Source organism: Candidatus Gracilibacteria bacterium (assembly GCA_028687475.1).
Classification (GTDB): Bacteria; Patescibacteriota; Gracilibacteria; order BD1-5; family UBA2023; genus STC-74.
Genome location: JAQUAB010000001.1, coordinates 56790 through 75614, shown reverse-complemented (window position 1 = coordinate 75614; position 18825 = coordinate 56790). Strand labels below are relative to the sequence as shown.

Sequence of the window (18825 nt, the reverse complement as noted above, 5' to 3'; positions counted from 1 at the left end):
TTTCATCTAACAAAATAGCATCTCCACGAATTCCTTCTCACTCTTTCCAGCTTTCTTCCACATTTTCGGTACGAGTGAAGCGCTCGTGAATCCAGGAATCGTATTCACTTCGAGAAAATAAAAATCCTTTCCATCGTATCGCCAATCAATTCTCACTACCCCCTTGCAATCGAGTCCTGATGCTATCATGAGACTCATGGATTCGAGGGGATTTTTTATATTTTCTTCGAGTTCTGCGAAGACTTCATTGGAACCATCGGTTTCGTATTTTTCCTCGTAGTCGAAGAATCCGTCGTTCGTACAGATTTCCACAATAGGAAGCACATGGAATCCATCCGTATCTCGGTAGACTCCGACCGTGAATTCTCGTCATTCTATGCATTCCTGGATGATGATATCATCGTCTATGATAGCTTTTTGTGCTGTGATGAGTTCTGCTACTGAAGAGACCTTCGAGGTTGCGACAGAGCTTCCACCACGATTCGGCTTCACGATGACAGGATAACAGACAAGTGGCGAACAGAGAGAATCGATAGTGTATCCACGTTCGACGAAGAATGATCGCGGGATTCGGATTCCCATCTTTTCGACGAAGATATTGGTTTTATATTTATCCATACAGAGCGCATGAACGGTGAAATCCGAATACGCATATCGATATCCAAGTGTTGTGAGAAATGCAGTCACTTGCCCATCTTCTCCATAGATTCCGTGGAACATCGGAATGACGAGGTCAAAGTCTTGATGATTTTCGAGGTATTTTCTGAGGTTTTTTGTCGGGAAATGTTTCGCAAGAGTTGTTGCCTGATGTTGCCGGAGAAATCGATGCATATCAGATGGAAAATCAAATATTTCGGTTGTGTGTCCAGATTTCTCACACCAGTCCTTCATATTCGCAGCACTCCGAAGAGCAATGATGCGTTCAGTCGAGATTCCACCAGTGAGGATTGCTATATGCATAGATTTTTCTGAAAATGAGATACTACCAATAAAATCAGGGAAATCAAGATTCTCCACTTATGTACTATATAATGAAATATATAAATATCATGTAAAGTCGAAATACATTTTTCTCGAAAAATCTTTCAAAATTTAATATTTCTGTAATATTTGGTTCATAAAATAACAAGAATTATACTTATAATAAGACGCTTTATGAGATGTTTCTTGTTATCTACTATTCTTATTTTTCTTGTTCCATTTCAGTCTTTTGCCAGTGTTTATATTTCTACACTTCTACCGAATCCGGCAGGGAAGGACGAAGAGGGAGAATATATCGAGATCCGAAATACGGGATGTGAATCGGTCGATATTTCTGGATATTCGCTTTCGGATGCGAGTGGGAAAAACTATCCGATTCCGAATGGAACAATCCTCGGACAACAGGAAAATCGGAGATTCCCATATTCCGAGACGAATATTCAGCTCAATAATTCCTGAGATGAGTCAGTCTTTCTGAAGGATCCCTGAGGAAATCTGGTCGATGAAGTGCACTATTCTGGAACACAGAAAGATGCTGTAGTGATTACTTTTTCTCTCACGGATGCGGATTGTACCGTCGTAGAAATACCAGAAAATACGTTCACGGGAGAAATAATATGAACGGGAACCACCGATTCTGGTTCGACATTTTCGGGAGAGATATTGACGAGTTCTTGAGTGCAAGATGAAGAAAATATAGGAACTGGGGAAATATCAGATGTAGAAGAAAATACAAATTCTTGAACGATTTCTGAGAGTGGAAGCAACCTCTCACAGACAGGAACTGAGATTCCTATGACTGATTCTTGAGCGATTCTCGGAGATTCTGATGATTCCAGTCAGACGAATTCGTGAAGTATAGTGTTTACAGGGAAACTCGTTGCAACTTCACTTTCCTATGGGGATATGGATGGAGATAGTTTTATTGAGACATTATTTATCACATATCCAGAAGTTCTCTCATGAAGTGTGAATACGGGTGGGATTTCACTCTATTCTGCGACGGGTTGACTCTATGAACATCGAATAAATACAGAGACAGGATATATACTTTCTGGTTCTCTTTCAGGAAATGTATTGATCTTCTCGATTATTCCATCGACGATCCAGAAATCGAAGCTCAAAATCACCAATACGACATCGAGTGAACTCAGACTCAAATCGAGTGGAGATATAGGAATTCGTTCTGTATATGGTCAGGAATTAGAATTATTTCTCCTGACGAGTTCGTTCAGTGATTATAGGAATATTATCCATCCAGAAATTCCTGCTGAAGCAGTTGTCTCATCGGAAATCGAAGGATGAAATAATACACCAACAGAAACTGGAAGTACAGAAATTATTCCTTTTCCTGATATTATTCCGACGTTCCAGAACTACACGAATGCAACTTTTTCATGAAATCTTCTCACTTGTACCACGAGTCCTTGTCGCGTGAATTTCACTTTGGAACCGATTTTTACGGGAAGTTTCATTGAGAAAGATTATACGTGTCAGATTTCGTATGGGACAGAAAACTACGACACTTGCAATCCACCACAACTGTATCTCACTGGAACAGGGAATATTGATGTGCAATTGACCCACAAAAATTCAGGACAAACAGAAAATATTTCTTTTTTGGTCGAACAAAAAATCCCTACAAGCACTTCCACTTCTTCTCAGAATACTACAATTCCTGTACAGAATGATGCGAATCCACCTATTGCTATTCTCGAATTCGATGGAAAAATAAAATCCTACATGGATCTCGTAGCGGATAATGAGATGAATTGTTATAGTTTGACGTGCGCAATCAATCTCACAGCAGAGAAATCCTATGATCCAGAGTGAGGTTCTGTACGATTTCTCTGGATATATGGAATCAATGAGATTAGTACCAAGAAAGACCCTGGAGAGCGAAAATATGGACTCGGCGACCATCGTATCGAGTTGCGCGTGATGGATAGCGCGGGGAATTATGCGTCTGTATTTTTCCAGATTCATGTGCTCTGACCGAAAATAGAAGAAGAAAAACAAAAAGAACAAAAACCCAAAAAAGAGAAAACAAAAGAAACACTGTCTGCATCAATAAAAATCACGGAAAAGACAATCAAGAAGATCAATATGCAATTTTTCTCCCCACCAGAAATTCTTCTCCAAGGAAAAACTCTGACTGGATGAGTGAATTCTTTCGAATGTCTTGCAGCGAAAACATCGTGCCAGATCAATCTGACACTCACGGGAACTGCTCGTACGGATACGTACGAATGGATTTTATCGAATGGAACAACTTTCCAGTGAAAAAATCCAAAATGATGGACTCTCCCGATCGGGAAGCATTCTGTAGAATTACGTATTTATAAAAAATGAGAAACGACGCCGTATTGGTCGCAGATATATGGACTCGAAGTGAAGAAGAAGGCTCCAACGAAAAAGAAAACTCCCAAAAAAGTAACAGTTCCAAAAACTCAAAAAGTGAAAGAAACTTCGTCATCGATTATTCCTGAGACGTATGCGAGTGATGGTACAGATTCTCAGCCAACTTCTTCATTTTGATTCCTGTTCATTTTCGGATTTTGATTTCTCTATATGCTTCGGAGGAGATTGTATCGTGTTTCAGGGAAAGATATTGGATAGTTTTTGTGTTCAATAATGGCTTACTGAAGGGAATAGAGAAGATATTTATAACACATTTCATATTTTTCGGAGAAATATTTCTCCTGAATATAGAGCCAAAAGACGAGAATTCTAAGATATCTAGATAAGAACGTCAATCGGTTTTCATTTGCAGAAAAAGAGAACTGTCTATAATACAAATACATTCTCTCTTCTCTCGTGCATCTGGTCGGTATTTTTCTCTACAATTTATACCGCTTCCTAGGGCGGGTGCCATAGTCTCCTATGGAGTCCGATCCGCTGTTATCTACCTCAGCAGTACTGAGATAGGTCTCATTGCAACCAGGGATAAAATAAGATTCATAACGGTCAAGAGAGACCCTAAAGACCTCCTATTCATTCGGATAGGAGATTTTTATTGTTCTATAGAAGTTGACAAATAAAATATTATTAATATAAGAACTAAAAGAAAAGTATATTTTAATTATTTTAATATGTCAGAAAAATATTATCCGTTATCAGATATCCAAACCTACGAAGATCTTCCGGATCAATACAAACAACAATTTTCACCATTTGGTGAGGGGTTCGTGAGACGAGAAGCATATGAGAACTATATGGATGCACAGTCAAGTCTCGTAGTTTTGTGGTGGACAATTTTTCACAAGAGATCTATTGCTATTATTGATGGTGTTCGTACGAAGCATTATGAGAACTCTTTAAATCCACATCTTCTCACTTCTGAGAAATACTAGTATCAGCTTGTTCTGATGCTTCATAGGAAAAATGAGCTTCTGTTTTTTGTTGATTTTGTTCTTGGATCTGATTTTTGAGATTGTGTGCGACACGGAATAATCGCGTCAGAATATGAATCCCTGGCACATACGCATTGAGATCTGAAGAAGCGTAGATGAATATATGAACTATCGGAAAGAGGAGAAATATGAGATATTGATTGCCTGTGCTGAGAAAGAAAATAATTCCAAGGACAGTGATGATGATTCCAGAGATGATATATTCGCGATATTCGCGATATTGTTCCATCCAGAGCGATGGAATACAGAAAATATTCCAAAGAGGAAGTCCAATGAATCCCGCCGGCATGAAATATTTCTGCGTTGGAACCCTCTTTTTTCCACGTTGGGCAATCTCATGAATATAGAATGTGTGATAGTCTTGTCTATTCTGTCCACCGAATGCAATACGAAAGAATTCTTTTGTACTCATGACACTGGCGAAGATATGTGCTTCGAGTTCTTCATAGGTGGGGATTTTCTCGAGAATTCCTGACAGGATGAATTCTCCTCGGAGAAAAATATTGACGGAAAGAATCACGAACAGAAGAACCGAAAGAATAACAGTTATCGAAAAAAGAAAACCTCCTTCACTCGAAAATAGTGAAGCAATCATGATCAAGAAGGCAAATGTCGATCCAATCACTCGTCCGCGAATGATGATCGGATGTGGATATTTTTCTGCTATGAATATCCCGAGAAATGGAATCATGCTGGCAATGACACGGATTTTATCATCTTCATGATCTATCTGGGTGGTCGTATTCTCAGAATGGAAAATATTCTCCATATGAAGATCTCGAAGTGCCTCTGCTGTCACTCCACTATATGCTCGATAGGCTCATTGAAGGAGAAAAAGTATTGTCACACTCAGAAGAATCGCGAGAAGGATATTCTGAATCTGGAATCCAAAAATCGAAAAATCCAGCCAAGAACGCAAGAGAAAAGCATACGTGAGATAGGCAAGAAATGCAATCCCAATAATCACACTTGATCGAATCGCATGCCCACGAACGTATGGATCACGAAGTGGCGTTCCTGGTTTCGCGAGGAGAAAAAGCGGTCCAAGGAAGAAATAGCTAATCATGGCATTGATGCGAGATTGTTCGTTCATGGTGGAAAATTATGACGTATATGAAGTATAACAGAACCTGGTGAAAATACAAAAAATCCTGCAAAATTGCAGGATTTCTGTTCATTAACTGTTATTTTTCTGAGTTTCCATGTATTCATACCATTCCTGACTGAGAGTAAAGTCTTCAATAAGCCTCATATCGAGACATTGTTTTTCTGAAGGTTCTTGATTGTCGAGAAATTTCCAAAATTCCAATACATCAAATTCTGAGATTTTTTCTTTTGCAATCTGAACAAAAGATGCAAAAGATATTTTTTCGTATGAATTAAATAGGTGAAAATTTTTCTCAAGAATCCCATCTGAGAGAATAGAATTGATGATATTCTGATATATCGTGTATACAGTCATCTGGTATGATTTTTCGAAAGAATCTATTTTCTCAGATTTGAGATGCTCATATCGAGAAATATCAAGTTCGATACCAGTTAGTCGATAGAGAAATATTTGATGAAAAACCAGATATAGTGTTTCGAGAAATTCGATATTTTTCTCTGTTTTACAGAGCTTGAGAAGGTTGGGGTTTTTAGAATGAAACGAATGTCTGCTCATAAATAAAGAAGTAAATTAAATGAAATATTTGATGGGAACCCCGCAGCAAGCTACGGGGGAAATTTAGATTTGGAAATAACTAAAAGGAGACAAAATCAACTATTTGAGCAACCCAGAATGCAACATTAGCGCTAAATCATTGTGCTTGTAATTGTTGTGTAATAATATTTTTCGTTGTAGCAGAATAATAATCGAAATATATTGCAACTCGTTCAAGAGTTGTTGCAAGAGGAATAGCTTTATTCGTGATTTCATTAACTATTGCGGCAGGTGCACCGATACTTTTTAAAAAGCTTCAAACACTAGAGATGGCATAACGGAGAGAATAGGCAATGGCTTGCATTGCCTTCTTTACTATCCAACTTTTGAATCCCATAGGTTGAACCAGTGTACCTGTCTTTGTTCCTACACTTTCTATGGGTGAATTACTAATAGGTCATTTTTCACTGACAGCAGCAAAAGTTGGTATAAATACCTGAGATAAAACTGCAAGCAAAGTAATAATAACGAAAATGCCCTTTTTCATAAATAAAAAAGAAAAGAAATAAAAAAATATCTTGCAAGATAACCGAATTTTCTCTCGGCGATATCGATTCTATGAACCAATTATTACAAAAACATTAAATTTTGAAAAGAAAGGTATATACATAATTCATATTTAATGAATTAAGACAGTATATTGACTCAATATCCTCTTTCCAATCGAATTTTTAAGTGTTTGGAATTTCTATAAAGATTTTTCTTGACTTCAATTATAACATTCAACTAGAAATAATCCTGCAAAATTGCAGGATTTCCGATAAGAACTCATTACTCGTGATTCCGGAAAAAGAAACTCAAGAGAAACATACAGATTCCAAAGCCAATAAAACCAATATAAACAATGAGTTGGAATGGTGCGCTTCCTAACTCACTGAGTGGATATGGTTGTTGGATAACTCTGAGATAGCTCTCATAACTTTCATGAAGTGAGAGAAATATCGTTCCTGCTGTAGAAAGTGAAACACCTCAAGTGAGAAAAAGTGTTTTTGGTATGGAGTTTCGCACAAAATAAGGAAACGATGACAAAAGCAAAACAATTCCCCATAATTCAGTTCCCCATTTTTCTGATATGAGTTCACTTTCTCTGAGTATGACGAGCATGCCAGCACCGAGAAAAAATATCCAGAGCGATACGATAAATGCAATGAATAATGATAATGCTGCGCGAGAGTTATTGTTCATTTTTTATAGAGTTACAATTTGTGTTTTCTTTCGCACAACCCACCACGTCAACACGAGCAATAATATCTGTGTCGCGAGTGTCACCCAAGCCGATCCGATGAATGAATACATCGGGATAAATATGAGATTCCCGACAATGTTGATGAGTGCGACGATAGCATTGATGTACATAATTTGTCTCTGTTCACCACGAGCGATGAGCGCATACGTATAGAGCGACGAGACGAAATATACGAGAAAAATCCAGACGACAATCCGCATCGCATCGACAGCAGTGTATCCCATGACAGCCGTATGGACGAAGGCATCGGTCGAGATAATCCGTATCACCCATGATGCGAGGAGGAAGAGGAAAATCGCAATTCCAGCGCCAGCGATCGAGAGGAGGAGAAATGCATGATGCATGAGTTTCTGTGTTTTTTCAGTATCTTTCTTCGCTATAGAATCCGTGAGAACAGGGAGAAGGGAATTGAGAAAAACCGTTCCATACATCATCCCAACCTCGACAATCTTCATCGGCAAAGAATAGAGAGCAATCGCTGTATCGGCAAGTTCAGGTTTTTCGAGCACTGAGAGGAGGATGACATCCACCTTGAAAAATATCACATTCAAGAAGAGTGCGAGGCCGTATGGAAGTGAGATGACGAGAATATGCTTGATATATGCCGTATCCCAACCAAACCGAACAGGATGCCAACGATTCGCATACCACCAAGTGAGTGCCGTCATGAGGAGATTCCCTGCAAGTCCTGCGAGCATCACGAGCATGAATTTCTCTGTATGATTCACTCCGTCGAGAAATGCTGCAGACAGGAGTATTATCCCGAGTGTGAGAAGCTTACCGCCAGTATTCGCGATGATAGAAAACTCAGTCTTCAGGATTGATTGAAGATAGCTCATCAAGGAGCTATTCATGAGTCCGAGCAGAGTGAAGAGTGAGGTGATCGCGATTCCTATCATCGCCTCCTTCGAATTGTAGCCATCGATGAAGTATCCGATTCCGAGTGAGAAGATGATAATACATGCACCAGAAAGAGTCCTGAGTGTGAGAACATTGGAGCTGATTTTTGCGACCATTTTCTCGTTGTCCTTGTGGGCTGAGAGTTCACGAACCGTGATAGTATAGAGTCCGAGATCCGCGATAACAGCAAAAATCGAGAGATAGTTGTATATCTTCGAATAGAGTCCGTATCCTGCGATATCGAGGTATCCCGTGAGGATCTTGATCATCGCGATGGATATGAGGGCTGTGAGAACTTTTCCGCCTATTTGTGCGATGGTGTTGGTGTAGATTTTCTTGGTTGGCACAGGTTCAGAAATTATTGATTATAAATTGAAATTTCCTGTCATTCCTGCGAAGGCAGGAATCTAGTTGTGATTATTGGATTCTGGCATAAAGCCAGAATGACAATGAGGGTTACGAAGAGATATTATTGAGAATGATTATATGTTTGGAAAGTCTAAGCAAAGAGGAGAGAAAGTCAAAAATACAAAAATTTGTAATTCATCGAAAGTTCACCATAATCATTACATGCCAAAATTCACTGATATTCATCATACGCTCATACTCGCTCAGAGTCATTCTCGCGGGGATTTCGCTGTCGCGATGGAACGCGAGCTCGGATACCATTGGGATGGGACTCTCGAGGGGAAGATTGCTCTGATGGATGCGTACTTCGAAAAGTGATGAGTGATGAGTGATGAGTGATGAATGGTTTCTAATTCAGCAGGAACAGTAATAGGAGAGGAATTTATCAGAAAAATGGAATCCAAGCTTCTTCCGATTCTCGCAGAGATGGAATATACGGGTGTTCGATGTGACGGCGAGAAACTCAAGAAAATCGGAGAAAGTATCCGTGAAGAGATCAAAAAACTCGAAATCGAAATCTATGAGGTGGTGGGAGAATTTTTCAATATCAATTCTCCGAAACAGATACAGGTGATTCTCTTCGAAAAGCTCGGTATCAAGCCACTTCGCAAGAATAAGACAGGATTTTCTGTCGACAATGAAGTCCTCGAAGAGATAGCAAAAAACTACGATATCGCGCGTCTGATTCTCGAATATCGTACCCTCGCAAAACTCGAGTCGACCTATATCGAGTGACTCACGAAAGCCATCAACCCCATTACGAAAAAGATTCATACCACCTACGGACAACTCGGTGCTGCGACGGGACGTATGAGTTCCAACGATCCGAATCTCCAGAATATTCCGACGGGGAAGGGCTATCCCGATATGATAAAGTCGTGTTTCGTTCCGAGTGGAGACAATATCTTCATTGTTGCGGATTATTCTCAGATCGAGCTTCGGGTGCTGGCATTTCTCTCGCAGGATCATGGGCTCCTCGAGGCATTCGAAAAAAATGAAGATATCCACATGCGGACGGCGAAATATATTTTCCTTGACCGAGATATCACGAGTGAAGAACGCCGTATTGCGAAGACGGTGAATTTCGGTGTGATCTATGGTATCACAGGTTTCGGACTCTCGAAAACGCTCGGTTGTTCTCCATTCGAGGCGAATCAATATATCGAGGCGTTCTATGCTCGATATCCGCGCGTTCGTGCCTACTATGATGAACTCCTTGCTGACGCACGCGAAGTCGGCTATGTGGAGACGTATTTTGGTCGTAGGAGAAAAATTGAGAGTATCAACGATGCGAACAAAATGCAACGATCCATCGCAGAACGTGAAGCGATGAATATGCCGATACAAGGAACCGCAGCAGATATGATAAAACTCGCGATGATCGGTATAGATGCGAAAATCCGCGAGAAGAATCTCCGTGGCTCTATGATACTCCAAGTGCATGATGAGCTTGTTTTTGATGTTCCTCGAGAAGAGGAAGAAATCTTCACAGAACTCATCCGTGAAACGATGGAAAATGTCCTCATCCATGGGCGACAATATGTCATATCTAATGCTCTCACAGAAAGCAAAAACACCCAGGTTGCCCTGAGTGTTCATGATATTCCGAGTACGATGACTTTTCCTCCGATTCGAGTTGATATCCATAGTGGTATGGATTGGACGAGTGCGAAGGGGAACTAATTGCCTATAGAATAATTCCTTCCATAACGGGTACATGTTCCATTGGTTCCAGATCCATTAAATGAATCTAGGATAGTAGCTATGTGTTTATCTGATGGATAGTTGATGTATGTCGAGAGAGAATATCTCCCCAATGTATTGTCAAAATAGTACATATATAAATCCTGAGAAGCACTTATATTGACACAGGGACTTGTATTAGATACTACAGGATTGCTCGAATACGTTGCCGGAACAATTTTGATAAATTTGCCTCATCCAGGGAGATAATGATACTCTTCGAGTCATTCAGCAATAGTTTTTGTATAAGCAGTTCCATCCTTGTAATTAACCCATCATTGAGATCCTCACATCCATCCAACTCCTGGTATTTGATATGTTTCGTGATCAGTCCAATATGCATTGATGGCTGTCGTGATATTTCTGAGTTCATTCATTTTTGCCGTGTCTTTAGCACGTTTTATATATCCTGTTACCGCTGGAAAAAGAACAGTGGCAAGAATGCCGATAATAGCTATAACGACCATAAGTTCTACGAGAGTGAATCCGGATGTTCGATGTCAGATATTTAGTATTTTTTTCATAATTTATAGAATGAAACATCTGCATTCTAGAGAGTTTTCATTTTCTACAAAATCTATTTCCTAGCGTAATTATTATTTTTATTTAAAGTGGATGAAATATTAAGAAAACCACCCAGGTTGCCCTGAGTGTTCATGATATTCCGAGTACGATGACTTTTCCTCCGATTCGTGTCGATGGTATGGAATGGACGAGTGTGAAGAACTAAATACCACTCATGCAGAGTATAACAAGAGTCCCTCCATCATAAGTAGCATTATCACCAGAATCACAATATAATGTTGCAGAATTTGATGATGAAGATATCTGTTCTAATCATCCTATGAGAGATGTTGGACATGCCATCGTTTGTATCCTGTATAACAAATCTCATGTGTTGCACGTTGCAGTAACACTCCCACCGTTTAGTCCGACGGTTTGAGTTTTTTGATAAAGGGTACTTATTTGAATTTTAGAGACATTTATTGCCGTTCCACTTGGATTAATGCCAGTTAGCCGATTATTCAAATCATTCATATTATTAATAATCCCCTGTATCAGTGTCTGTGTCACTGGTTGTCCTGCTGCTCATGATCCAGAAGATATATTAGTCCATGTTACTGCTGCATATCAGATACCAAGGATAAGTACAGCAAGAACAAAGGAGATTACCTGAACTGCTGTCCATCTGATAACACGGACAGGGAGAGAGGATTTTCTGACTCCTGAAGGTATATTTTTCTGCATAAGAAAAAAGAAAAAGGATAAAGTCGGACTTCACCATTTCTCTTTTTTTGGCAACAAAAAATGGGTAATTGTCCGAGTTCGCTAAAACTTTTTCCGACATTTCTCTTATACAACATTCGGAATCGAATAGGGTAATCAATGAAATGGGAGTGGACAATTACCCATTACTAACATTCATTACCATAAAAAACGCCCGAATCGAGATAAAAGTGGACAAAAATAGTCCAGTATGTCAGGAAAAAGTTTTAGCACGAGAATTATATGAGATTTCTTTTTTCTGTAAAATCTATTTCCCATTTTCCGCTTTCTTTTCTTTTTCCCTTGAATTCCCGAGAGCTTTTCCTATACTGGACGTATGTTCGCATTTCCACTCGTGAATCTCATTTTTCTCATCGTCCTCTATAATATTCATAGAAGGATATTTTACATCACGGCTTTTGTGGAGATTGCGACATACATCATCGGAGTGTACTACATAGAGTCATCTTTTTCTCATGCAGGGAATCAGTTTCTCTATTATCTTGCACTCACAGGTTTCGGTCTTGTTGTTGTGATTGGGGCGTTCTTCGTGGCTATCAGTCTGAATCATAAGCATCTCTATAGTGATCATCATGAATAACTTTGATTCTCTCTTTTTCCGTGGATATATCGGCGCAGACGAAGAAATACAGCAAGTGTTTCATAGACATTTTTTTGTCATCGTGGAAGATGTGGTGCTCTGGACGTTCTTCTGACTCGTGATTCCTGCATTCCTCTATGGGCAGGATCTCTTCGGAATCAGAACCAGTCTCGGGAATGAGATGTACGCATATATCTATATGCTGCTCATATATGCACTCCTAATGTACAAGTTATTCGATTGGTATGTCGATGTCTGGATAGCAACCGAGCGGACGATCGTCGATATGAAGTGGCGGTGGTTCTCATCAGATCTTCTCTATATTCCCTATGACAAGATCGAATGAGTCGAGATACGGACTCGGTCGTGGTGGGCAGCACTTCTCGGAATGTCAGATGTCGTCGTGAAGCTCAATGGTGGAGATCAATTCACGCTCTTCAGTGCGAAAAATCCAAGCGCGATTATCTCATTTCTCCAGGATGCTGCCAAGAAAAAATGACACCATATTGCGGAAGATGAACGTGAACCGTTCGATATCCTCGTCGATACGCTCTCAGACGTCGTAAAGTGACACCTCACGACTCGAGGCAAAGAATACATCACTCGTGACTATGTCGAGAAGCTCGACGATACACTCACTATCGGGAAGCCGATAGATCTCAGAACCGAAGAAGAAAAAATCGTTATCGAATCATGGAAGACAAAATACAAGAAAAAAGAAGATGCCCATGATGAAGGTGAACATCATGAAGAACACGAAGATCATCACTAGAAATAAAGATTTCTCCACTTTGTTTCACTTCGGTCGAAATAACAAAAATAGAGCTCATACCAATAATCAAAAACTAATCACTACTTAACCCATTCATTTTATGAACACAGAAATCATTCTCCATGCTGCAGATTATCCCGTTGAACGCGAAAGTGTCGAAATCATTATCCAGAACAATCTCACAGGAAAACTCGATTCATACATCCGAAAACTTCATAAGTGAGAAAATCCTGTCCGTGTCGAGCTCACTCTCAAACGTGAGAAAGACAATCAATCTACAGGAAAGCTCGTGATAACTATCGATGGAAAAGCATATCGATCGGAACGTGAGAATTTCGCGAATCTGCATGATCTGGTGAATCATCTCTTTGGTCATATCAAGGATCAGATCGCTGACTAGGCGCTAAGAGTAGAGGGGGTAGATGTCTATCTCCTCTCTCTTATTTCCTATTTTTCGTTATGGATATTGTATTTGGAATTTTGCTGACATTTTTCATTTTTCTTGTTGTCGTTCTGATTCATGAACTTGGACATTTCCTGACAGCGCGCATGACAGGGATGCGGGTACTTGAGTTCGGATTCGGTATACCGCCGAAAGTATTTCGACTCTTCACGGACAAAAAATGAACGGAATATACATTCAATGCACTTCCGATCGGAGGATTCGTGCGTATCAAGTGAGAAGATCCAGGAAGTCCAGAGTCGTCCGATGCAGATAGTTTTGCAGCGAAATCTTGGTGGGCACGCGCGCTCGTTCTCATCGCTGGAGTGACGATGAATTTTCTTCTCGCAATTGTCATCTTGTTCGGATTTTTTTTCATCGGAACAGAACCGATCGCACCGAATTTTCTCGTCGAAAAAGACTATAATTCACTCCTTCTCCCATCACCGAAGAAGGCAATTGATACAGGATATCTTGTCTACAGCGGAATCGAACTTACACCACTGACTGGCAGTGTCGCTGAGAAATCAGGGATTATTTCGGGTGATGTTGTGGTGTCAGTGAATGGCATGAAGATCACTCATCCACAGGAGCTCATCGATGCCATCAAGAAAAATACAACAGTTGCATTGGTGTTATCCTGAACTGGTGGCGAACGAAATGTGAATCTCACACCCGAAAATGGGAAAGTCGGAATGTATATCGGATATAGCAATCTCGATGTCAATAGGAATTATAAAGAGAAATATGGTGCAGTAGAATCTCTCCAGAATGCAGTTCAGGAGACATACGTGCTCTCATATATGACCGTGGATGTTCTCGGAAAAACACTGAAGAATCTCATCGTACCAAAAACTCCCGCCGATAGGGAAGAAGCGAAATGAATGATTGCCGGACCAATCGGAATGGGCGCAGGAATGGTCGAGATGGTGGATATTGGAATTACTATCAGGATGATTCTCCTCATTATCGCGATGATATCGATCAATCTCGGAGTTATCAATATTCTTCCTTTTCCAGCGCTTGATGGTGGGCGATTACTTTCGACCACGATTGCTTCACTCCTTTCTTTCTTTGTAGTAGGGAAAAATCGTATGGCTCAGATTGAAGCGTATATCCACACTTTTGGGATGATTCTTCTTCTCGGACTTTCGCTTCTGATTGCATTTTTCGATGTTTCTAAGTTCTTCTAGTATGAAAAAAGTATATCTCATGCTCATAAATCTTATACCAATACTTCTTATGGTAGGATTGATTCCTATTATTCAGAATGATTTCTTTCTGACTATTGTTTATGTTGTTATTATCGGAATTGCATTGGTTATAGGATATCAGAAAAAAGATTGGATTTTCTTTCTTTTCGGATTCTGTATAATGACGCTCTCCGAATGCTTTTTTATCTCCACAGGAGTTGAGGTATTTCAGGGAAATTCACTCTTTGGACTCATACCACTTTGGCTTCCATTTCTTTGGGCATATGGATTTGTCGCGATTCGTCACGGAAATGCCATTCTCGAAGACAATATAACAATTCATAATTCATAATTTACAATATATGTCTTACTTCGCACTCTTCTGTCTCGCTTTCGGTGGCATCATCATCGCATACCCACAATTCCTCGCATACCTCATTGGGTTTTTCTTCATTTTCGTTGGACTCAATTCTCTCTTTTTCTCGATTGCCATGATGCAGAAAAAAGCGAATGATAACGAATCACGCTGGTCTATCGGTGGTTATGAGATTATCCGAAAACGAAAATAATAAATGCTTTCTCAGATTTTTTCTCTCATCTTCTTCGTTCTCTTCGCATTCTTCCCGATATTTCTTTGGGGATATGGGATGAATATGCTTTCTCGCCACGAGTGGAATCGGGAACGCTTTTTCTATGGGATGATTGGTGGTGGATTATCAGTCGGCGTCATCTATTTTCTTCAAGACTTTCTCGAAGGTTCTCTCTTGTTGCGAATATTTGCACTTTGAGTGATATTGGCTCTATTACTTGGTTTCGTATGGATTGCGAGTGGGCGATGATCTCCCTATGTGAAGGTTTTCCTTCGAAAAATTGCATTTCTTCATGCAGGAATATTTCTCATTCTCTATATTATATTGGAAATAGGAATTGGATTTCTTCCCGATTCTCTCACGAATACTCTTCCCATGGTAGCTGGGATATCGAGTTTTCTGTTTGCTGCTTCTCTCGAAGAATCCCTCAAACATCTCTCGAGCGTCGGACTCACGGCGAAACAATTTCGATTCTCACGACGGGATTTACTTATTTTTGGATTCTTCATTACACTTGGTTTCGTCTTTCTCGAGAATATTCTCTATCTAGCGAAAGTCTATCCTCTTGGTCTCGGGAATATATTTCTCACAGGAATCACCCGTTCGATTTTTTCACTCCTTTCTCATCTGTTTGCTGCGAGTATCTGCGTGATGATGTGGTGGAAAGCACTTTCTTACGGAGTTTTCTCGTTCCGTTATATCCTGACATTTCTCATAGGCTTCCTTCTTGCGAGTTTCGCGCACCTTTTCTTCAATGAGCTCGTTGCCTCATGAAATATGATTTTTGTGGTTATTTTTTCTCTTGTCGCATATTTTTCTTTTACTCAGTGGCTGGTGCTCGACGAGTAGATATCTCGAATCTCCGACTTCCATCTTCATTCGTGGTGATGGATATTTTTTTGGTCGGAGAAATGGTTTCTCCGAGAATCTCTGGCCATTCTATGAGACAGATATTGTTCGGATTATCGATGATATCTTGACCGCCGATGAAGTAGAAATCTTCGAGCGATTCGAGTCTATAGAGATCAAAATGATAGATATTTTCTCCATATTTCTGATAATACGTATAGGTTGGACTCCGGACGATGAGGGAATCATCATGGAAATGAGAGCGGAGCAAGTGACGGATAAAAGTACTCTTGCCACTCCCGAGATCACCTATGAAAAATATTCGGTCTCCAGAATGAAGGGGAAAAGTTCTCTCAGAAAGTGTCTCTTCGAAAATATTATCATATATGTCAAGAAGAAAATTTGTATTTTTTTGCATGAACTTCATTTTTGTGTTATTCTTACACGAAGAATATTTATAATTCATTATTATGCAAATAAAACAGCCTCAAATTCTTTGAGCATCAAGCTCATTAACTCCTAGTCGTTTTCCATGGATATTCTCACTTATAGTGAGTGCTATTGTACTAATCGGAAGTGTACTACTTGGTGCTTATAATTTTTATCTCGACAAGAAAATCGCATCGACACAGCAAGAGCTGCAAGTACTCGATACACAGATACAAACAGCAAGTGAAGATAGAAAAGTGATTATCGCACAAATCCTCAGTGCAAATACTATTCGTCCTTCTCTCGATATCAACGGGCTCGTAAAAGAATTCCAACGCGCAGCGGTCGTAGCCAATGTTCGACTGAAGTGATTTAGTGTAATGAATGATACTATTTCTACGACACTCATCGCAACAGAATGAGATCCTCAGGTTCATCCAGATCCAGCGGCAACGATTATCAAGATGATGCGAGAATATGCGCGTGGTCAGCAATATTTTTCACTCGAACCAATTCTTTCGATTTCTGGAGATATGAAGTCACGAACAACATCGATTCAATTCAAGGTAGTTGGGAAAACATACTAACCCTTTACTTTTATTATTATTTTTCTATGCACAACGAAACAATCGCTCGACAAAATAGAGTTCTCACCCCTATTCTTCTTGCAGTCACGATATTTTTTCTGATTTTTATTACGAAATCCATATATCTTCAGTATATGGAAAAATCAACCACTTTCACATCAGTAGAAACCAATCGAGAATCGAAAGTGAAAATGCGAGATGAATTGCTCAAAATCCAAGCTGAATTCGCTTCAAGAGCAACGACTGATATCGCGAAAAAAGTCGAAAAAATAAATAAAAAATTCGAAGCGAGTGATATTATGGAGACAATTATGCTCAATGATTTCACAAAAACAGGAGTCGGAACAGATGCAAAAATTGCAATCGGTTCTATTTCTGTTGATAAATGAGCGAAACTTCCAAGTGGACTCTCACTCGGACATGTGAGTTTTAATGTTTCCGGCACAGATATGTATGATGTGATTGATTATATCACATATCTCACGACGAATTCATCCTATGCCTTCACGCTTGATGATATTATTCTTCCCATTGATACAGCACCTTCAGAATCATTGACAAATGGTGGGAAATTTTCTCTGTCTCTTTCGATTGGAATCTATTATTACGAATAATTTGTATGAAAATCTTTTCTTCTAGTATTTCGGTTAAGGATAAAGCGCTTTTCTATGAGAATATTGCGAATCTTCTCGAGGGATGAGTGACATTACTATCTGCACTCAAGTGACTCAGAGAACGGCTTCTCGAAGGCAAACTCAAAGAATGAGTGGATCATCTTCTTTTTTTCGTCGAAAGTGGTGATGCCATCAATATTGCTATGCGAAAACTCCCGAACTTCTTCGGTGAACAGGAAATTGCTATCGTCGAAAGTGGGGAACAGACAGGAATGCTTCAGCAGTCATTTCTCGCGATTGCGAAGGATCTTCGTTCTCAGGAAGAACTCCGCAATAAGATTATTTCCGCGATGACCTATCCACTCATTATTATAATATTTCTCATAATCGCACTTACTGTAGTGATGATCTATGTGATTCCACAGCTTATGCCGATTATTGCTGGTGCGACAGGTGAACTGCCTTGGACAACAAAAAGTCTCATTGCGACGAGTGATTTTTTTCGAAATAATTTTCTTTTCTTGTTTTTTGGTTTTGTGGCAATTGTGCTTTTTTTCCAATGATATACTCGCAGTGAGGTAGGGAAGAAGTGGTGGGATCGAGAGAAAATCTATTTTCCACTCACCGGTGCAGTCTACAAGAACTACCTCATCGTTCGTTCGATGTCAACTTTCTCACTTCTGAATAATGCTGGAGTTAGTATCGTGAAGACTCTCCGTCTCACTGGCGCAAGTGCAGGAAATAGAATTATCGAACAACTGTTTGTGAGCATTGCTGATGATGTCGCTCGTGGAACAAAAATCTCGACTTCTATGCGGGAACGCGATGCTGCAGGGTTTTTCTTCTCGCCTGATATTCTCCAGATGATGGAAAGTGCTGAAAGAACGTCAACTATAGGAAACGTTGTTGATAAGATTTCTCTCCAATATCGTCGTGAAGTAGATATGGCACTCTCAACTATGGTAAAATTCATCGAGCCAGTGGCATTGCTTCTTGCTGGTATATTTGTACTTTGGTTTGCGGTAGCAATATTTTCTGCTATTATGCAGATAGTTTCACTTGCTGGAGAATAGAAATTACGCTACAAAC

The 18825-nt window shown here is 39.7% G+C and carries 21 protein-coding genes; 12 read left to right on the top strand and 9 right to left on the bottom strand.

Features of this window, described 5'->3' with window-relative positions; genetic code table 25:
* Nucleotides 1-6: 6 nt before the first annotated feature.
* On the bottom strand, nucleotides 7-960 hold the full coding sequence (locus PHY14_00395) for an ATP-grasp domain-containing protein (GenBank protein MDD2693373.1): 954 nt from the start codon (nucleotides 958-960) through the stop codon (nucleotides 7-9).
* Between the two features lie 207 nt (nucleotides 961-1167).
* Between PHY14_00395 and PHY14_00390 the strand changes: the two genes are divergently transcribed.
* A complete protein-coding gene (locus PHY14_00390) occupies nucleotides 1168-3600 on the top strand; it encodes a lamin tail domain-containing protein (protein ID MDD2693372.1) in 2433 nt (810 codons plus the stop codon).
* Between the two features lie 660 nt (nucleotides 3601-4260).
* On the opposite strand, the gene PHY14_00385 is transcribed toward PHY14_00390, so the two are convergent.
* The 5 genes from PHY14_00385 to PHY14_00365 form a co-directional block, all read right to left on the bottom strand.
* Nucleotides 4261-5487, bottom strand: a complete 1227-nt coding sequence (locus PHY14_00385) for a hypothetical protein (protein MDD2693371.1) — start codon at nucleotides 5485-5487, stop codon at nucleotides 4261-4263.
* An 84-nt stretch (nucleotides 5488-5571) separates the two neighbouring features.
* Nucleotides 5572-6057, bottom strand: coding sequence for a hypothetical protein (locus tag PHY14_00380; GenBank protein MDD2693370.1), 486 nt, complete (start codon nucleotides 6055-6057; stop codon nucleotides 5572-5574).
* 79 nt (nucleotides 6058-6136) lie between these two features.
* Nucleotides 6137-6583, bottom strand: a complete 447-nt coding sequence (locus PHY14_00375) for a hypothetical protein (GenBank protein ID MDD2693369.1) — start codon at nucleotides 6581-6583, stop codon at nucleotides 6137-6139.
* 284 nt (nucleotides 6584-6867) lie between these two features.
* Nucleotides 6868-7281 (bottom strand): hypothetical protein, encoded by a 414-nt coding sequence (locus tag PHY14_00370; GenBank protein MDD2693368.1) that lies wholly within the window; start codon nucleotides 7279-7281, stop codon nucleotides 6868-6870.
* A 3-nt stretch (nucleotides 7282-7284) separates the two neighbouring features.
* Entirely contained in the window at nucleotides 7285-8589 is a 1305-nt protein-coding gene (locus PHY14_00365; protein MDD2693367.1) for an oligosaccharide flippase family protein, read from the bottom strand.
* Nucleotides 8590-8812: 223 nt separating this feature from the next.
* Here PHY14_00365 and PHY14_00360 point away from each other — a divergent pair, with 223 nt between their 5' ends.
* Nucleotides 8813-10333 carry a DNA polymerase gene (locus tag PHY14_00360; GenBank protein ID MDD2693366.1) on the top strand — a complete coding sequence of 507 codons (1521 nt, stop codon included), beginning with the start codon at nucleotides 8813-8815 and terminating at the stop codon, nucleotides 10331-10333.
* Here the strand turns inward: PHY14_00360 and PHY14_00355 are convergent.
* Entirely contained in the window at nucleotides 10330-10917 is a 588-nt protein-coding gene (locus PHY14_00355; protein MDD2693365.1) for a type II secretion system protein, read from the bottom strand. The genes PHY14_00360 and PHY14_00355 overlap by 4 nt on opposite strands.
* A 202-nt stretch (nucleotides 10918-11119) precedes the next feature.
* Nucleotides 11120-11698: a hypothetical protein gene (locus PHY14_00350; protein ID MDD2693364.1), complete on the bottom strand. Its 579-nt coding sequence runs from the start codon at nucleotides 11696-11698 to the stop codon at nucleotides 11120-11122.
* A gap of 298 nt (nucleotides 11699-11996) precedes the next feature.
* On the opposite strand from PHY14_00350, the gene PHY14_00345 reads away from it, so the two are divergent.
* From PHY14_00345 to PHY14_00315, 7 genes are all read left to right on the top strand, one after another.
* Nucleotides 11997-12260 (top strand): hypothetical protein, encoded by a 264-nt coding sequence (locus tag PHY14_00345; protein ID MDD2693363.1) that lies wholly within the window; start codon nucleotides 11997-11999, stop codon nucleotides 12258-12260.
* Nucleotides 12253-13032: a PH domain-containing protein gene (locus tag PHY14_00340; protein ID MDD2693362.1), complete on the top strand. Its 780-nt coding sequence runs from the start codon at nucleotides 12253-12255 to the stop codon at nucleotides 13030-13032. Before PHY14_00345 ends, PHY14_00340 begins: the two co-directional genes overlap by 8 nt.
* A 100-nt stretch (nucleotides 13033-13132) precedes the next feature.
* Entirely contained in the window at nucleotides 13133-13432 is a 300-nt protein-coding gene (locus PHY14_00335; GenBank protein MDD2693361.1) for a hypothetical protein, read from the top strand.
* A 59-nt stretch (nucleotides 13433-13491) separates the two neighbouring features.
* A complete protein-coding gene (locus tag PHY14_00330; protein MDD2693360.1) occupies nucleotides 13492-14667 on the top strand; it encodes a M50 family metallopeptidase in 1176 nt (391 codons plus the stop codon).
* Nucleotide 14668: 1 nt separating this feature from the next.
* Entirely contained in the window at nucleotides 14669-15019 is a 351-nt protein-coding gene (locus PHY14_00325; protein MDD2693359.1) for a DUF2878 family protein, read from the top strand.
* 10 nt (nucleotides 15020-15029) lie between these two features.
* Nucleotides 15030-15236: a hypothetical protein gene (locus tag PHY14_00320; GenBank protein ID MDD2693358.1), complete on the top strand. Its 207-nt coding sequence runs from the start codon at nucleotides 15030-15032 to the stop codon at nucleotides 15234-15236.
* Nucleotides 15237-15239: 3 nt separating this feature from the next.
* Entirely contained in the window at nucleotides 15240-16106 is an 867-nt protein-coding gene (locus PHY14_00315; protein MDD2693357.1) for a PrsW family glutamic-type intramembrane protease, read from the top strand.
* Here PHY14_00315 and tsaE read toward each other — a convergent pair.
* Nucleotides 16078-16524 carry a tRNA (adenosine(37)-N6)-threonylcarbamoyltransferase complex ATPase subunit type 1 TsaE gene (tsaE, locus tag PHY14_00310; protein ID MDD2693356.1) on the bottom strand — a complete coding sequence of 149 codons (447 nt, stop codon included), beginning with the start codon at nucleotides 16522-16524 and terminating at the stop codon, nucleotides 16078-16080. The two genes, PHY14_00315 and tsaE, sit on opposite strands and share 29 nt — an antisense overlap.
* A gap of 52 nt (nucleotides 16525-16576) precedes the next feature.
* On the opposite strand from tsaE, the gene PHY14_00305 reads away from it, so the two are divergent.
* Genes PHY14_00305 through PHY14_00295 form a run of 3 tightly spaced genes read left to right on the top strand, consistent with a single transcriptional unit; the run spans nucleotide 16577 to nucleotide 18809 of the window.
* Complete coding sequence (locus PHY14_00305; GenBank protein ID MDD2693355.1) at nucleotides 16577-17122, top strand: hypothetical protein; 546 nt, start codon at nucleotides 16577-16579, stop codon at nucleotides 17120-17122.
* A gap of 26 nt (nucleotides 17123-17148) precedes the next feature.
* A complete protein-coding gene (locus tag PHY14_00300) occupies nucleotides 17149-17736 on the top strand; it encodes a hypothetical protein (GenBank protein MDD2693354.1) in 588 nt (195 codons plus the stop codon).
* A gap of 5 nt (nucleotides 17737-17741) precedes the next feature.
* The gene (locus PHY14_00295) at nucleotides 17742-18809 is read left to right on the top strand and encodes a type II secretion system F family protein (GenBank protein MDD2693353.1); all 1068 of its coding nucleotides are present in this window, start codon (nucleotides 17742-17744) and stop codon (nucleotides 18807-18809) included.
* The last annotated feature ends 16 nt before the right edge of the window (nucleotides 18810-18825 follow it).